This is a genomic window from Cupriavidus sp. 05N40, from assembly GCF_056397305.1.
Map to the genome: position 1 here is coordinate 1 of NZ_JBFTND010000087.1, position 14686 is coordinate 14686.

Annotated in this window: 14 protein-coding genes and 1 pseudogene; 8 read left to right on the plus strand and 7 right to left on the minus strand. The window is 70.8% G+C overall.

The window, feature by feature from the left end; all coding sequences use genetic code 11:
* Both AC1DO7_RS20545 and AC1DO7_RS20550 read right to left on the minus strand, forming a co-directional pair.
* A pseudogene (locus AC1DO7_RS20545) lies at positions 1-987 on the minus strand (translocation/assembly module TamB domain-containing protein); the annotation flags it as partial.
* A gap of 37 nt (positions 988-1024) precedes the next feature.
* The gene (locus AC1DO7_RS20550; RefSeq protein WP_441650044.1) at positions 1025-2887 is read right to left on the minus strand and encodes an autotransporter assembly complex protein TamA; all 1863 of its coding nucleotides are present in this window, start codon (positions 2885-2887) and stop codon (positions 1025-1027) included.
* A 198-nt stretch (positions 2888-3085) separates the two neighbouring features.
* On the opposite strand from AC1DO7_RS20550, the gene AC1DO7_RS20555 reads away from it, so the two are divergent.
* The 3 genes from AC1DO7_RS20555 to panC all read left to right on the plus strand — a co-directional run bounded on the left by AC1DO7_RS20555 (position 3086) and on the right by panC (position 5154).
* A complete protein-coding gene (locus tag AC1DO7_RS20555; protein WP_441623169.1) occupies positions 3086-3271 on the plus strand; it encodes a DUF3460 family protein in 186 nt (61 codons plus the stop codon).
* 28 nt (positions 3272-3299) lie between these two features.
* Positions 3300-4181 carry a segregation and condensation protein A gene (locus AC1DO7_RS20560; protein WP_441623171.1) on the plus strand — a complete coding sequence of 294 codons (882 nt, stop codon included), beginning with the start codon at positions 3300-3302 and terminating at the stop codon, positions 4179-4181.
* 124 nt (positions 4182-4305) lie between these two features.
* Complete coding sequence (gene panC / locus AC1DO7_RS20565; protein ID WP_441623227.1) at positions 4306-5154, plus strand: pantoate--beta-alanine ligase; 849 nt, start codon at positions 4306-4308, stop codon at positions 5152-5154.
* Positions 5155-5238: 84 nt separating this feature from the next.
* On the opposite strand, the gene AC1DO7_RS20570 is transcribed toward panC, so the two are convergent.
* Positions 5239-6462, minus strand: a complete 1224-nt coding sequence (locus tag AC1DO7_RS20570; protein ID WP_441623173.1) for a PepSY-associated TM helix domain-containing protein — start codon at positions 6460-6462, stop codon at positions 5239-5241.
* Between the two features lie 218 nt (positions 6463-6680).
* Here AC1DO7_RS20570 and AC1DO7_RS20575 point away from each other — a divergent pair, with 218 nt between their 5' ends.
* Positions 6681-7232: a GNAT family N-acetyltransferase gene (locus AC1DO7_RS20575; RefSeq protein ID WP_441623175.1), complete on the plus strand. Its 552-nt coding sequence runs from the start codon at positions 6681-6683 to the stop codon at positions 7230-7232.
* Here the strand turns inward: AC1DO7_RS20575 and AC1DO7_RS20580 are convergent.
* Positions 7229-7888 (minus strand): nucleotide-binding protein, encoded by a 660-nt coding sequence (locus tag AC1DO7_RS20580; protein ID WP_441623177.1) that lies wholly within the window; start codon positions 7886-7888, stop codon positions 7229-7231. The two genes, AC1DO7_RS20575 and AC1DO7_RS20580, sit on opposite strands and share 4 nt — an antisense overlap.
* A 161-nt stretch (positions 7889-8049) precedes the next feature.
* Positions 8050-9504 carry a cobyric acid synthase gene (locus AC1DO7_RS20585; RefSeq protein ID WP_441623229.1) on the minus strand — a complete coding sequence of 485 codons (1455 nt, stop codon included), beginning with the start codon at positions 9502-9504 and terminating at the stop codon, positions 8050-8052.
* A 146-nt stretch (positions 9505-9650) separates the two neighbouring features.
* On the opposite strand from AC1DO7_RS20585, the gene cobU reads away from it, so the two are divergent.
* Genes cobU through AC1DO7_RS20605 form a run of 4 tightly spaced genes read left to right on the plus strand, consistent with a single transcriptional unit; the run spans position 9651 to position 13340 of the window.
* Positions 9651-10364 carry a bifunctional adenosylcobinamide kinase/adenosylcobinamide-phosphate guanylyltransferase gene (cobU, locus tag AC1DO7_RS20590; RefSeq protein WP_441623179.1) on the plus strand — a complete coding sequence of 238 codons (714 nt, stop codon included), beginning with the start codon at positions 9651-9653 and terminating at the stop codon, positions 10362-10364.
* Positions 10364-11380, plus strand: a complete 1017-nt coding sequence (cbiB, locus tag AC1DO7_RS20595; protein ID WP_441623181.1) for an adenosylcobinamide-phosphate synthase CbiB — start codon at positions 10364-10366, stop codon at positions 11378-11380. The genes cobU and cbiB overlap by 1 nt, the downstream gene beginning before the upstream one ends.
* The gene (cobD, locus tag AC1DO7_RS20600) at positions 11377-12420 is read left to right on the plus strand and encodes a threonine-phosphate decarboxylase CobD (RefSeq protein WP_441623183.1); all 1044 of its coding nucleotides are present in this window, start codon (positions 11377-11379) and stop codon (positions 12418-12420) included. Before cbiB ends, cobD begins: the two co-directional genes overlap by 4 nt.
* Positions 12417-13340, plus strand: a complete 924-nt coding sequence (locus AC1DO7_RS20605; protein WP_441623185.1) for a cobalamin-binding protein — start codon at positions 12417-12419, stop codon at positions 13338-13340. The genes cobD and AC1DO7_RS20605 overlap by 4 nt, the downstream gene beginning before the upstream one ends.
* A gap of 15 nt (positions 13341-13355) precedes the next feature.
* On the opposite strand, the gene cobC is transcribed toward AC1DO7_RS20605, so the two are convergent.
* Complete coding sequence (gene cobC / locus AC1DO7_RS20610) at positions 13356-13937, minus strand: alpha-ribazole phosphatase family protein (protein ID WP_441623187.1); 582 nt, start codon at positions 13935-13937, stop codon at positions 13356-13358.
* Positions 13922-14686: an adenosylcobinamide-GDP ribazoletransferase gene (locus AC1DO7_RS20615; protein ID WP_441623189.1), complete on the minus strand. Its 765-nt coding sequence runs from the start codon at positions 14684-14686 to the stop codon at positions 13922-13924. The genes cobC and AC1DO7_RS20615 overlap by 16 nt, the downstream gene beginning before the upstream one ends.

Genomic DNA, 14686 nt, shown 5'->3' on the forward strand with positions numbered 1-14686 from the left:
GGCCACACCCGCCGGCGCCGATGCGGCCGCCGCCGGGTCCGGCGACGCCGCGGCACCGTCCACCGGACGCAGATCGGCATGCACGGACAGGTTGGCACGCAACGCCGAAGGGCTGAACAACTGCGGGTTGATGTGCTCGCCGTTGACGAGCAAGTGGGTAAACGGCACCTTGCCGAACGGCGTCAGGTCCGCCTCGGCGCGGCCGCGCAGGCGGTCGCCGCTGGCGTCCACTTCCGCGCGCAAGGCGGCGAGCGAGCCATGCACATTGGCGCTGATATCGAACGACTCCTTCTGCCAGCTGCCTTCGAGCAAAGCCGCGCCGCTCAGCGCGAACGGCGCCTGCGCGGCGATCTGCGCGCTGGCGGCGAGCTTGCCGTAGGGCGTGACCAGCCGGTCGATGCTGAGGCGGTGGCGCTGCCCGTCGGAATGGAGCGCGCCAGCCAGGTCGGAAAACACCATCTCGCCCGGCGTGGCCGGCGGGCCCTGCAACAGCGCCAGACGCGCCAGCGTGAGCACATCCACATCCACCGCGAGCGGCAGTTCGAGCGACTTCGGCAGCGTGGCGGGCGCGCTGTCCGGCTCGGACGGCGGCAGGCGCAGCGTCACCGCGCCGATGCGCAGCCAGTTCACGTGCAGCCGCGCCGGCGACCAGCCGAGCGACCAGTCGCCCTCGACGCGGTCCACCGTCACGCGTGTCTCGCCGCTGGCGAAGACCACATCGCGCAGGCGCAGCCCGTGCGCCACCGTGCCGCCCTCCAGCTTGCCGGACAGGGTGCCCGCCGACAGCCGCGTGGCCAGCGACCACAGCTGGCGCGTGCCGGGCTCGGTGCGCAACGCCAGCACCGCCGCCAGCACCACGGCCGCCAGCGCCAGCAACAGCAGCGCCGCCAGCCAGGCCAGCCAGCGCCCCAGGCGCCGGCGGCCCGGGCGCGGCGGCGGCGGCGCATTGTCGCGGGCGGGCACCGGAGGCATGTCGGGAATGCTCATGCGGCGGGTCCTTTGCGGCCGGGTTCGCGCATCGCCATCAGAATGCGACCCCCAGCGAGATATGCGGGCGGAACTGCTTCTCCTGGATGCCGTAGGCTACGTCGAGCTGCACCGGGCCGACCGGGCTGCGCCAGCGCGCGCCGATGCCCACGCCGTTGTAGAGCTTGACGCCGCTGAGGTTGTCGGTCGCGGTGCCGGTGTCCCAGAACACCGCCATGCCCCAGTCGTGCAGGAACCAGTACTGGTATTCCAGGCTGGCCGTGCCGAGGTACCTGGCCGGCAGCACGCTGGCACCGTTGCGGGTGCCGATGGACTGGTAGCTGTAGCCGCGGATCGAGTCCGTGCCGCCGGCGCGAAAGCGCAGCGAGGCCGGGATCTTGGTCACGTCGCCATGGGTGATGTCGGCGCCCAGCTCCAGCCGCGCCACCACCAGGTCGCGCTTGCCCACCGCGATGTACTGGCGGATGCGGCCGTAGACGCGGAAGAAGGTCTCGTCGCTGAGCACGTGCTTGGCGGCCACGCCCAGCTGCGTGTTGATGACGTTGCCGCGCCGGGGAAAGACCGGGTTGTCCACGTCGCGCCGCGCCCAGGCAAAGGCCGGCACCAGCGCATGGCTGAGCTGCTGCGGCTGGCCGAACGGCTGCAGGTTGTCGTAGTAGTAGTCCAGCGAGAGCGTGGTGTCGTACTTCTCGCGCGAGCGCGAGCGCTTGAGGCCGGTGCGCAGGCTGGTCAGGTCGGTGCTTTCCACGTCGATGGTGCGCTCGTAGCTGCCGTAGACGCTGTTGCGGTAGGTCCGGCTGTCGGGCGGCATGGCGACCTCGGCGAAGGCGTACTGGCGCTTTTGCTCGAGGCGCCCCTGGGTGTCGAGGACCCAGGCGCGGTTGAACAGGTTGTAGTACGAATAGCGGCCTTCGACCTGGGCGCCGGTATCGGTGGTGTAGCCCGCGCCGGTCGACAGCCGGTGGGCCGGATACTCGCGCACCCGCACATACACCGGCGCGACGACGCGCTCGGCGTTCTGGTCGACCTTGTTCTCCTGGCCCTGCACGGCATCGCCCTGCTCGCCGAGGTCGATCTGCACATTGGAGAAGTACGGCTGGTTCTGGATCGCGCGCTGGAACTCCAGCAGCCGCTCGACACGATAGGGCTCGCCCTCGCTCAAGGGATTGACGTTGCGGATGATCTGCTCGGGGTAGCGGCGCAGGCCGCTGATGCGCAGCGGCCCCAGGCTGTAGGCCGGGCCGCTGGCATAGCGCGCGCTCAGGTCGGCAGCCTGCTCGTCGGGGTCGACGCGCGCCTGCGAGCTGGCCAGCCGCGCGCCGTAGTACGTGTGGCTCTGCAGCTCCACGAGCGCGTCTTCCTTGGCCTTGGCCCAGTCCGCCTGGCGAAACGGCTCGCCCACCGGCAGGCCCCACTTGGCACGCAGCTCGGCCACCTGCGCGGGCGACTGGGTGGCGGCAGGGCCGCTCACGCCGACCTCCACCGCGCGGATCAGCGTGCGCGCGCCGGGATCCACGGTGAGATGGACGGTGCGCTCGTCGCCGCTGCCCTCCACCCGCGTGGTGGTGGCCGGGTCGAAATAGCCTTCGGTGGAGGTGAACTGGCGAACCTGCTCGGCCACGGTCTCGACCATGTAGTCGAACTGGTCCGGCGAGATATCGTCGCGCGTGCGGTAGCGCGAGAGATCGAGGTGCTCCTCGAGCATTTCCTTGATGGGCTTGGGCGCGTCCACCTCGACCTTGTAGCTGGCCGTGGCCGGAAGCGCGCACAGGGCCAGTGTCGCCAGCGCCGTCGCGGGCAGCAGCCGCGGCCATCCTGGCCGGCGGCACGGGGCGGACGGCTTCCCCGGCGTCTGGCCGGAGGGCGCGGCGGGCAGCGTGCGCTCGTTGCCTGGATCCATCCTCATCGATCGGTGCACAACATGCGAAGTCGACATTTGACCACACCCGCGCGCCCGGCCTGCCGCGGCAGGCGAAAAAGTCCCGCGTGCACGCCCGAAATCCGGCATCGGCGGGCAAAACCGCGCGCAAACCCCTGCCCGGGGCTGCCGATACGGTAAAATCCCGGCTGTTCTCCAATCTCACCTACTTTCCCCGCCATGGCCTACGAATCGGATATCACCCAGTTCCTGAAGTCGCTCAAGGAAGAACGTCCTTCCCTGGAGGCCGAACAGCGCCAGGGCCGCGCCCTGCTGTGGGACAAGACCCCGATCAACCTCGAGGAAAGCGAGCGCGCCGGCGCCTCGCGCGTGGCGCAAAAGCCGTACGTCTACTCGCTGGACTAAGGCACCCGGTCCGCCGCCCCCGCCCCCGATGAACCAGAGCGAGCAGGACAAGCTGTCGCCGCCGGTCGAGCTGCCCGGCGTCGCGCCCGGCCAGGACTCCACGCCGGCGGCAATCGACGGCATGGCCTTCGCCCGGCTGTACGGCGAGCCGCTGTTCAAGCTGCCGCAGGATCTCTACATCCCGCCGGATGCGCTCGAAGTCTTCCTCGAGGCTTTCGAAGGGCCGCTGGACCTGCTGCTGTACCTGATCCGCAAGCAGAACTTCAACGTCCTCGATATCCCCATGGCGCAAGTGACGCGCCAGTATCTTTCGTATATCGAGCAGATCCGCAAGAGCAACCTGGAACTGGCCGCCGAGTACCTGCTGATGGCGGCCATGCTCATCGAGATCAAGTCGCGCATGCTGCTGCCGGTCAAGAAGAGCGACAGCGACGAGGAAGCCGAGGATCCCCGCGCCGAACTGGTGCGCCGCCTGCTGGAATACGAGCAGATGAAGCTGGCCGCCCTGCGCATCGACCAGGTGCCGCAGCTCGGCCGCGACTTCCTGCATACGCAGGTCTATATCGAGCAGAGCCTGGCGCCGCGCTTTCCCGACGTGGAAATGTCGGACCTGCAGGCCGCGTGGGCGGACGTGCTCAAGCGCGCCAAGCTCAACCAGCATCACAAGATCTCGCGCGAGGAATTGTCGGTGCGCGAGCACATGAGCCACATCCTGCGCCGCCTGCAGCATGCGCGCTTCATGGAGTTCACCCAGCTCTTCGATGAGGCCGTGCGCTCAGGCAAGGGCGTGCCGGTGGTGGTGGTGAACTTCATCGCCATGCTCGAGCTGGCGCGCGAAGCGCTGGTCGAGATCACCCAGGCCGAGCCCTTTGCGCCGATTTATGTGCGATTGGCGTACATTCCCAACTAGGCCGCGCCGATAAGCGCCGTCCGAACGGCGCCACATGCTCTACAATCCGCCGACAGCGGGCGCCAAGAAGCGCGCCGGACGGGCGCGCCGGGCACACTCCTACCACGACCAGCACACCAACTTCATGAAAGTCATTTCCTCCATTCACGAGTTGCGGGACCAGTTGCGCGGACAGAACCGGGCGGCCTTCGTGCCGACCATGGGCAATCTGCACGAAGGCCACCTGTCGCTGATGCGGCTGGCGCGCCAGCACGGTGACCCGGTGGTCGCCTCGATCTTCGTCAACCGGCTCCAGTTCGGGCCCAACGAAGACTTCGACAAGTACCCGCGCACGCTGCAGGATGACATCGAGAAGCTGCAGAAGGAAGGCGTCTACGTCCTGTTCGCGCCCACCGAGCGCGACATGTACCCCGAGCCGCAGGAATACCGCGTCGAACCGCCGCACGACCTCGGCGACATCCTCGAAGGCGAGTTCCGCCCCGGCTTCTTCAAGGGCGTGTGCACCGTCGTGATGAAGCTGTTCTCGTGCGCGCAGCCGCGCGTTGCCGTGTTCGGCAAGAAGGACTACCAGCAACTGATGATCGTGCGCCGCATGGTCAACCAGTTCGCCTTGCCGATCGACATCGTGCCGGCCGAGACCGTGCGCGCCGACGACGGCCTGGCACTGTCCTCGCGCAACCGCTACCTGCAGCCCGACGAGCGTGCCGAAGCACCCGTGCTCTACAAGACCCTGCACCAGGTGCGCGACACCGTGCTGGCGGCCAACAGCGCCAGCGCCGACCTGCTCGCCATCGAGGCCGGCGCGGTCTCCGCCCTGGCAGCGCGTGGCTGGAAGCCGGACTACGTGTCGATCCGCAAGCGCGTGGACCTGCAGGCGCCCAGCCGCGACGAACTGGTCGCCGGCGAGCCGCTGGTGATCCTGACCGCGGCCAAGCTGGGCGCGACCCGGCTGATCGACAACCTCGAAATCTGAACCCGGTCCTGCCGGCACGAAAAAGGGGCGTCCTTGGACGCCCCTTTGCTTTGGCACGCTGACGCGATCGCTGCCGCGCCGGTCTCAGGCGCCCAGCTTCACCTCTTCCTTCTGCGTCGCCTTCACCCCGACCCTGGCCCGCGCCATCGTCCGCACCATGTGGCGGCGGTGGCCGCGCCGCCGCTTCCACCAGATCAGGAAGCCGGTCACGCCGAACATCAGCGGCACCAGGCCGAATACGGAGATAAACACCCGACCGGGCAGCCCGAAGGCCTCCCCGGTGTGCAGCGGATACATCCAGTTGAGGAAGGTGTCGCCGGCGGGTGCGTTCATCGGATCGCGCACCGCCACGCGCTGGCCGGTATGCGTGTCGAGCCAGAGACGGGTGGCGCCGGTGTCGCGGCGGACCTCGCCCGGCTGGCGCAGCCGCACTTCGAAAGGATCGCCGGGCTTGCGCGGGAAGCTCAGGCGGGTGACTTCCGCGGCAGGATAGAGCGCCTGCGCCGCGCTGACCGCCTGCGCCGCGCCGAGCAGCGGCGTGCCGGCCGGCGCCGGCGCCGACACCTGCTTGACGGGCGGCGTCACCGTCATCACGCTGGCCACGATGGGCGTCACCCACTTGGGCAGGTTCAGGTACCAGCCCGAGAAAGCCATGGTGGCCAGCACGGGGGCTGCGAAAATGCCGCCGGCCCGGTGCAGCGAGTAGTTGAAGCGCGACCATGAGCCGCCGTGGCTGACGCGGAACGCGTGCAGCAGCGCACGCGGCCTGAGCTTGGGCCACCACAGCGACACGCCAGCGATGATCATCACCAGCAGCATCATGCCGGTCACGCCGAGGATGGTGCGGCCGGTCTCGCCCGACAGCAGGTAGTGATGCAACTGGAACAGGGTCGGCATCAGCAGCGGGCGCGACAGGCCTGGCTCGCCCCAGACGCGTTCGCCCTTTACCGCCAGCGTGACCGGATCGACCATGACCTGGCGCGAGCGGCCCTCGCCGCCCGGTCCCTTGACCGGGTACCAGGCGATGAAAACCTGGCGCGGCGAGGATGGCAGCATCAACATGCGCGGGCGGCCGTAGTGCGGATCGGCCTCGAGGCGGTCGGTCACCGCCTTGACCGTGGCCGGGGCCAGCGGCATCGGCGCGTCGGCCGTGGCCGTGAGCAGCTCGGGGTTGATCAGCGCATCCAGTTCGTCGCGCCAGGCAATGGTGGTGCCGGTCAGGCCCAGCATGATGAACAGCAGCCCCAGCGACAGGCCGATATACAGGTGGATCTTGACGATGACGACGCGCAGGCGGCCGGTGACCATGGGAACTTGGACCAGTGTGGGGGTTGGGTACGGCGCATCGCGTGCCGGCAGAAGCACGCCGCGCGCTGCCGACAAGATGAGAATGCGAAAGATTCGCGATTCTATCAGGACGGCCCGCAGGACGGGCGTCCGCAGCGCATCAACGCCGGCCTCCACCGCGCTTGCGGCAAAATGACGATCCACGGCCCACGGCGGCCGCCAGGACTGTTGCACCGACCATGACCAAGACGATCGAACTCACGCCTGCCGGCCCGCAAGACGCCGCGCTCGTCGCCAGCCTGCATACGCGCAGCTGGCAGTACACCTACCGCGGCCTGCTGCCCGACAGCTACCTGGCGAGCGAGGCACCGGCCCAGCGCCTGCGCGCCTGGCACGCGCGCCTGGTGGAAGGGGCGGAGGCACCGCTGGAAGTCACGCTGGCGCGCGTGGACGGCGAGCCGGCAGGCTTCTCCTGCCTGCTGCCGGCGTCGGAGCCGGAATTCGGCATCTATCTCGACAACCTCCATGTGATGCCGGAGTTTCATGGCGTTGGCCTGGGCAAACGCCTGTTCGCCGCTTGCGCGCGGCGTGTCGCCGCGGGCTGGCCGGGGCAGCCGCTGTTTCTGTATGTACTGGATGGCAATGCGCAGGCGCGCGAGTTCTACCGGCGGCTCGACGGCATCGAGAGTGAACCCTTCGACGATCTGTTTCCCGGCACGGACCTGACCGTGGCAGTGCGCCGCGTCACTTGGAAAGACGTGGGCGCGCTGCTTGCCCGGCTTGGCGCCTAGCCTGCCGGCGCGTTGCGTGCGGCCGACGCACGGGCCGGCTCGAGCCAGCCGATGATCGGCTGCCATTGCTCCCAGTCGCGCGCCACGCGCGACGGCGCCACATCCCACAAGGTCAGGCCATGCGCGGCCAGCTGCACATAGTTCTGCGTGTCGCGCAGGAAGCCCAGCACCGGCAGCTCCAGTCCCGCCACGAAGCGCTGCAGCTGCTCGGCGGCGCGCGTGCGCAGGTCCACCCGCATGCCGATCACGCCGACTTCCACCTCGCCATGACGCACGCGCTTGTCGTCGGCCAGGCGCGTCAGGAAATCCTGGGTGGCAAGGATATCGAACAGGGAAGGCTGCAGCGGCACCACCACGCGGTGGGCCAGCTTCATCACGTCGTTGAAGCGCCAGCCGTGCAGGCCGGCCGGGGTGTCGAGCACGACGTGGGTGATGCCCTTGGGCGGGCGCGCGATATGGTCGGCGCCGATCTCCCAGGTCTGGATCGCGGGCGCCGTGGGCGGACGCAGGCCCAGCCAGGCGCGCGAGGATTGCTGGCGGTCCGTGTCGCCCAGCATCACCGCGTGGCCGGCGCTGGCGAAGTAGCCAGCCAGGTTGGTGGCCAGCGTGGTCTTGCCTACGCCGCCTTTGGGATTGGCGATCACGACTACGGGCATGGGCGCTCTCCGTAAGCGATTTCCATGGCGGCCGCCATGGGACGCGCCGCACCGGTTCCGCCGTGGCCGTTCTCGCGGTGGCCAGCCTGGCCGCCACTGCGCCGGGCCCGCGGCGGCGCGGGCCCGCGTGCGAGTTTAGCAGTTGCCGCCCGCCCTGTGGCTCAGCCGGCGGGTACTTGCAGCGGTGCCAGCAATGCGTCCAGGTCGAGGTGCGCGGCCAGGGTGTCGGCCAAGCGTTCCAGCGACGCCTCGCGCAGCGCGGCCAGGTCCACGCCGCCGGCGCGCGCCAGCCCGGCCCAGCGCAGCAGCGCGCCACAGGCGGCCGGCTGGTCGAACAGGCCATGCACATAGGAAGCCAGCACCTGGCCGTCTTCGGACTGCGCTCCGTCCGGGCGCCCGCCGTCGAGCCACAGTGCCGGACGCGCCAGCGCGGGGCCGCGGGTCACGCCCATGTGGATCTCGTAGCCGCCGACCACGGCGTCCTGCGCCTCCAGCGCCAGGCGCCCCGCCACCACGCGCAGCTGCTTGTGTGGTGCCAGTTCGGTGTCGTAGTCCAGCAGGCCGAAGCCATCGCTGCCGCCGGCCGGGCCTTCGTGGCCGGCCGGATCCTCCACGCGCCGCCCCAGCATCTGCATGCCGCCGCAGATGCCGATCACCTTGCCGCCATAGCGCAGGTGCCGCCGCAGCGCGGGTTCCCAGCCGTTGGCGCGCAGGAAGGCCAGGTCGGCGCGCACGCTCTTGCTGCCGGGCAGCACGATCAGGTCCGCCGGCGGAATCGGCATGCCGGGGCCGACGAAACGCAGGTCCACCTGCGGGTGCGCGCGCAGCGCGTCGAAATCGGTGTGGTTGGAAATGCGCGGCAGCACCGGCACGATCACGCGCAACAGTTCGCCCTCCTTGGCCGCCTGCGCGCCGATGATGGCGTCCTCCGCATCCAGGTGCAGGCCGTGCAGGTAGGGCAGCACGCCCAGCACCGGCTTGCCAGTGCGCGCCTCCAGCCAGTCCAGGCCCGGCTCGAGCAGCGCGATGTCGCCGCGAAAGCGGTTGATGATGAAGCCCTTCACGCGCGCGCGCTCGGAGTCGGACAGGCAATCCAGCGTGCCCACCAGGTGGGCGAACACGCCGCCCCGGTCGATATCGGCCACCAGCACCACCGGACAGTCCACCGCCTCGGCAAAGCCCATGTTGGCGATGTCGCGGTCGCGCAGGTTGATCTCCGCCGGGCTGCCGGCGCCCTCCACCAGGACCACCTCGTAGGCCTCGGACAGGCGCCGGTGCGACGCCAGCACCGCCTGCATCGCCACCGGCTTGTAGGCATGGTAGGCGCGCGCGTTCAGGTCCATGCGCGCCTGGCCGTGGATGATGACCTGGGCGCCGGTGTCGCTGCTGGGCTTGAGCAGCACGGGGTTCATGTCGGTGTGCGGCGCCAGCCCGGCCGCTTGTGCCTGCAGGGCCTGGGCGCGGCCGATCTCGCCGCCGTCGGCGGTGACGGCGCTGTTGAGCGCCATGTTCTGCGGCTTGAAGGGCGCCACGCGCACGCCGCCGCGCGCCAGTACGCGGCACAGGCCCGCCACCAGCGTGCTCTTGCCCGCGTCGGAGGTGGTGCCCTGCACCATCAGGGTACCGCGCAAGCCACCCGGCAGCCCGCCGGCGCCAGCTTTGGAGAGAGGTTTTTGCATCGCGGGATTATCGCATCGGTGCATGGCGGGCTGGCGCCATCGCAGGGCGTGCGATCCCCGGATGCGCCCGCTACAATACCCGGATGACTTCGGCCCACGCATCCGCCACCGCTACCGAGCCTGCCAGCACCTCGGCCACCACGCCGCAGGGCGAACGCTCCCCCCGTGCCGCCGCAGCGCCGCATGCGGCCGCCGCGGCCGGACCCGCGCGCCAGCTCACGCTGGTGCTGGGCGGCGCGCGCTCCGGCAAGAGCCATTTCGCCGAGCAACTGGCCGCCGACCACGCGGCGGCCACCGGCGGCCCGGTCACCTATATCGCCACCGCGCGCCATGACGACGACAGCGCCGACGAGGAAATGCAGCTGCGCATCGCGCTGCATCGCGCCCGGCGCCCGAACGAATGGGGCCTGGTGGAGGCGCCGCTGCAACTGGCCGACGCCCTCTACGCCAACGCCACGCACGACGGCTGCATCCTGGTCGACTGCGTCACGCTGTGGCTCAACAACCTGATCTTCCTCGATGCGCGCAGCTATCCCGAGCACGGCCTGGTGACGCCGCCGGCCGCCTTCACGGAGGAAATCGACGCGCTGCTGACCGCGCTGCCCACCCTGCCCGGACACGTGATCCTGGTTTCCAACGAAATCGGCTTCGGCGTGGTGCCGATGGGCGCCATCACGCGCTTCTATGTCGACGAACTGGGCCGCCTCAACCAGAAGCTCGCGGCCGCGGCCGACCGCGTGCGGCTGGTGGTGGCCGGCATTCCCATCAGCGTGAAAGGCGCCGATCTGGCGTGCTGATGCTGTCCTTGCCTGCGTTTCCCCTTGCGCTTTCGTCCTGGTGGACATTTCCCGCAATCCCCTGGCCGGCCTGCGTGGCCGCGGCCGTGGCCGGCGTGCTGCTGGACCAGTGGCTGGGCGAGCCGCGCCGCTGGCATCCGCTGGTGGGCTTCGGCAACCTGGCCGCCGCGCTTGAGCGCCGCCTGAACCGCGGAGGCGCGCCGCTGCGCCGGCGCGCCAGCGGCTTGGCAGCCTGGACACTGATGGTGGTGGTGCCTGCCGCGCTGGCCGCCGTGCTGGTGCAGGCGGCAGCGCAACTGAGCGTGGCGCTGGCCTGGCTGCTGCACGCGCTGGCGTTGTACGCGGCGCTTGGCGCGCGCAGCCTGGCCCAGCATATCGCGCCGATCGCCGAGGCCCTAGCGCAAGACGATCTCCCGGCGGCGCGCGACCTGACCGCGCGCATCGTCTCGCGCGACACCGCCGGGGCAGACGCCGAAGCCTTGGCCCGCGCGGCCTGCGAATCCGCGCTCGAGAACGGCAACGACGCCGTCTTTGGCGCGCTGTTCTGGTTCCTGCTCGGCGGCGCGCCGGCCGTGATCGCCTTTCGCCTGGCCAATACGCTGGACGCCATGTGGGGCTACCGCACGCCCCGGCTGCTGTATTTCGGCTGGGCCGCCGCCCGCCTGGACGACCTGCTCAACCTGATTCCCGCACGGCTGACCGCGCTGTCGTACGCGCTGCTGGGCCACACCAGGCAGGCCCTGCGGTGCTGGCGCGCGCAGGCGCCGGCCTGGTCGAGCCCCAACGCGGGTCCGGTCATGGCCGCCGGCGCCGGCGCCGTCGGCGTTGCGCTGGGCGGTCCCGCGCGCTACCACGGCGAATGGGAGGACCGTCCGCCGCTGGGCGCTGGCACGCGCCCCGGATGCGCCCAGGTACGCGCCTGCCTGCGGCTGGTCCAGCGCACGCTGTGGCTGTGGCTGGCCGCCGCCTGCGCCAGCGCCGCCGTCCCCTGCCTCCTGCATTACGCCATCGCATGACCACCCAGATCCGCCACGGCGGCGACCTGCTCGCCGCCGTGCGCCGCTACGGCCGGCCCGCGGCCGGATGGCTCGACCTTTCCACCGGCATCAATCCCGACGGCTATCCGGTGCCCGCCCTGCCCGCCGAGGCGTGGCAGCGCCTGCCGCAGGACGACGACGGCCTGGCCGCGCTCGCCGCGCAGGCCTATGGCGCCCCGCGCGCGCTGCCGGTGGCAGGCTCGCAGGCTGCCATCCGCGCCCTGCCGCTGCTGCTCAGGCCCGGGCGCGTAGGCGTGGCCGCGCAGGGCTACAGCGAATACGCGCCCGCCTTCGCGCGCGCCGGGCACGACGTGGTGCCCCTGGCCGAGGCGGATTTCGCCCAAGCCGGCCTCGCCGCGCGGCTCGATCACCTGGTGGTCGTCAACCCGAACAACCCGACCGCGCGCACGCTTGCCCCGGCCACCTTGCTGGCCTGGCATGCCGGGCTGGCCGCGCGCGGCGGTACGCTGCTGCTCGACGAAGCCTTCATGGATTGCACACCGGCGCTGTCGCTGGCGGCACTGTCCGGCCGGCCGGGCCTGGTGGTGCTGCGTTCGCTCGGCAAGTTCTACGGACTGGCCGGCGTGCGCTGCGGCTTCGTGCTGGCGCGAGCGGACCTGCTGGCCGCGCTGGACGCGCATCTGGGCCACTGGACCGTGGCCGGCCCTGCCCGCGCGGTGGCACGCCTGGCGCTGGCCGACACCGCCTGGCAGGACGCAACGCGCGCCCGCCTGCAGCAAGCGGGCGACCGGCTCGCAGCGATGCTGCGCGCGCATGGGCTGGTGCCGGCGAGCCATCCCTTGTTCAGCTGGGTGCCGCACGCCGACGCGGCAATCCTGCACGACGCGCTGGCGCGGCAAGGCGTGTGGACGCGGCTGTTCGAGGCGCAGGACGGTGTCCTGCCGAGCCTGCGCCTGGGCCTGCCGCCGGCATCGGCGCAAGCCTGGCAGCGGCTCGATGCCGCGCTGGCAAGCGCATGCGCCACCCACTTTTCCGACCGCACCCTGGATTCCCGATGAATGAAACCCCGCTGGCCGCCCGCATCCTGCTGACACTCATCACGCTGCTGGGCGGTGCGCACTGCGCCGACGCCGGCGCCGCCGTCTCGGTGGTCGACGATGCCGGGCAGACCGTCACGCTGGACCAGCCCGCGCGGCGCGTGATCTCGCTGGCGCCGCACGTCACCGAGCTGCTGTTCGCGGCCGGCGGCGGCGCGCGTATCGTCGGCACCGTGAGCTACAGCGACTACCCGCCGCAGGCACGCGAGATCCCGCGCGTGGGCGACAACAAGGCGCTCGACCTGGAGCGCATCGCCGCGCTCAAGCCGGACCTGATCGTGGTGTGGCGCCACGGCAATGCGCAGAAACAGACCGACCGCCTGCGCGCGCTCGGCCTGCCGCTGTTCTTCAGCGAGCCACGCAAGCTCGAAGGCATTCCCAGCAATATCGAGCGCATGGGCGTGCTGATGGGCACGGAGGCCACCGCCAGCGGCGCCGCCGCGAGCTTCCGCCAGCAGGTCGACAAGCTGCGCCAGGCCTATGCCGCGCGGCCGCCGGTGACGGTGTTCTACCAGGTCTGGCAACAGCCGCTGATGACCCTCAGCGGCCAGCACCTGATCAGCGACGTGCTGGCGCTGTGCGGCGGGCGCAACCTGTTCGCCAGCGAGTCCCTGCTGGTGCCCACGGTATCGGTGGAAGCGGTGGTGGCGGGCAATCCCGAAGTGATGATGACGGCGGCCATCGGGGCCACGCGCTCGGACCGCCCCCTGCCCGATTTCTCCATGTGGGAGCGCTGGAAGCAGGTCACGGCGGTGGCGCGCGGCAACCTGTACGCCATCGATGGCGACCTGGTCAACCGTGCCGGGCCGCGCCTGGCGCGCGGCGCGGAAATCATCTGCAAGGACCTGGACAACGCGCGAGCCAAGCGGCCGGCGCAGTAGCGCCCTGGCGGCACCTCACACGCGGTTCCACCACCGCAGGCGCGGCGCGCCCTTGCCCAGTGTGAAGCGGCAGCTGGCGCCGAACGCGAGATCCCAGCCCAGCGTGGTGGCCAGCGGCACGCCGAGCCAGTGCGCGGCCAGCATGCGCATCGGGCCGGCATGCGTGACCACCCAGATGCAATCGCGCGACTCGGCGGGCAGCGCATCGGCCCACGCCACCACGCGCGCCATGGCCGTGGCGGCGCTTTCGCCACCGTGCGGCCTTGCGTTGAGCAGGTCGGCCGCCCACGCGTCCAGCTCCGCGCGCGGCACCGCGTCCCAGGCAAGGCCTTCCCAGCTGCCGAAATCCAGCTCGCGCAGGCGCGCGTCCGGCTCGGGCACGAGCGCGGCTGCCAGGCCTTCGGCAAGCAGGGATGCGGTGGCGCGCGCGCGCGCCAGCGTGCTGCAGAGAATGCCCTGCGGCCGCAGCCCTTCCAGCGCCGCCAGCATGCGCGCAGGCGCCGGCGAGACAGGCTCGGCCAGCGCCAGGTCGAGCGCGCCGTAGCAGATGCCTGGCGCCACCTGCGGCTGCGCATGGCGGATCAGGACCAGGTCCATGCCGCCGCCACCAGGTAGATCAGGATCTCGGCCAGCTGCTGCGCCATGCCGAGGCAGTCGCCGGTATAGCCACCGATGCGCCGCACGAAATAGCGGCCCAGCAGCACGCGCAGTACCAGCAGCGCGGCCAGCGCCGACCCTGCAAAGGCGGGCGACACCAGCACCAGCGGCACCGCGCCGCACGACAAGGCAAAGACCAGCCCGATGCCGCCCAGGCGTTGCGCCACCGGCTTGGCCTTGCCCTCGGGCCGCACGTAATCGAGCGTGGCGAGATAACTCACCGCCATCGCGCGGCTGGCCGCATGCGCGGCCACCAGCACCAGCAGCAGTTCCGCCATGCCGCCGCGCGCGGCGATCGCTACCAGCAACTGCCACTTCAGCAGCAGCGCCACCACCAGGGCGATGGCGCCGAACGCACCGATGCGCGAGTCATGCATGATGCGCAGCACATCCTCGGGCCGGTAGCCGCCGCCGAAGGCGTCCACGCAATCGGCCAGGCCGTCTTCGTGGAAGGCGCCCGTGGCCAGCAGGGTCACCGCCATGCCGAGCAGCAGCGCCACGCCGGGCGGCCACCATTGCAGCGCGCCCCAGCTCGCCAGCGCGCCGAGCCCGCCCACCAGCAGGCCCACCAGCGGGAAGTAGCGCGCCGCCGCGTTCAGGTAGTGCGGCGCAAACCCGACCCAGCGTGGCACCGGCACCCGCGTGAAGTAGCCGACCGCGGTCAGGAAGTAGCGAAGTTCATCGAGCAT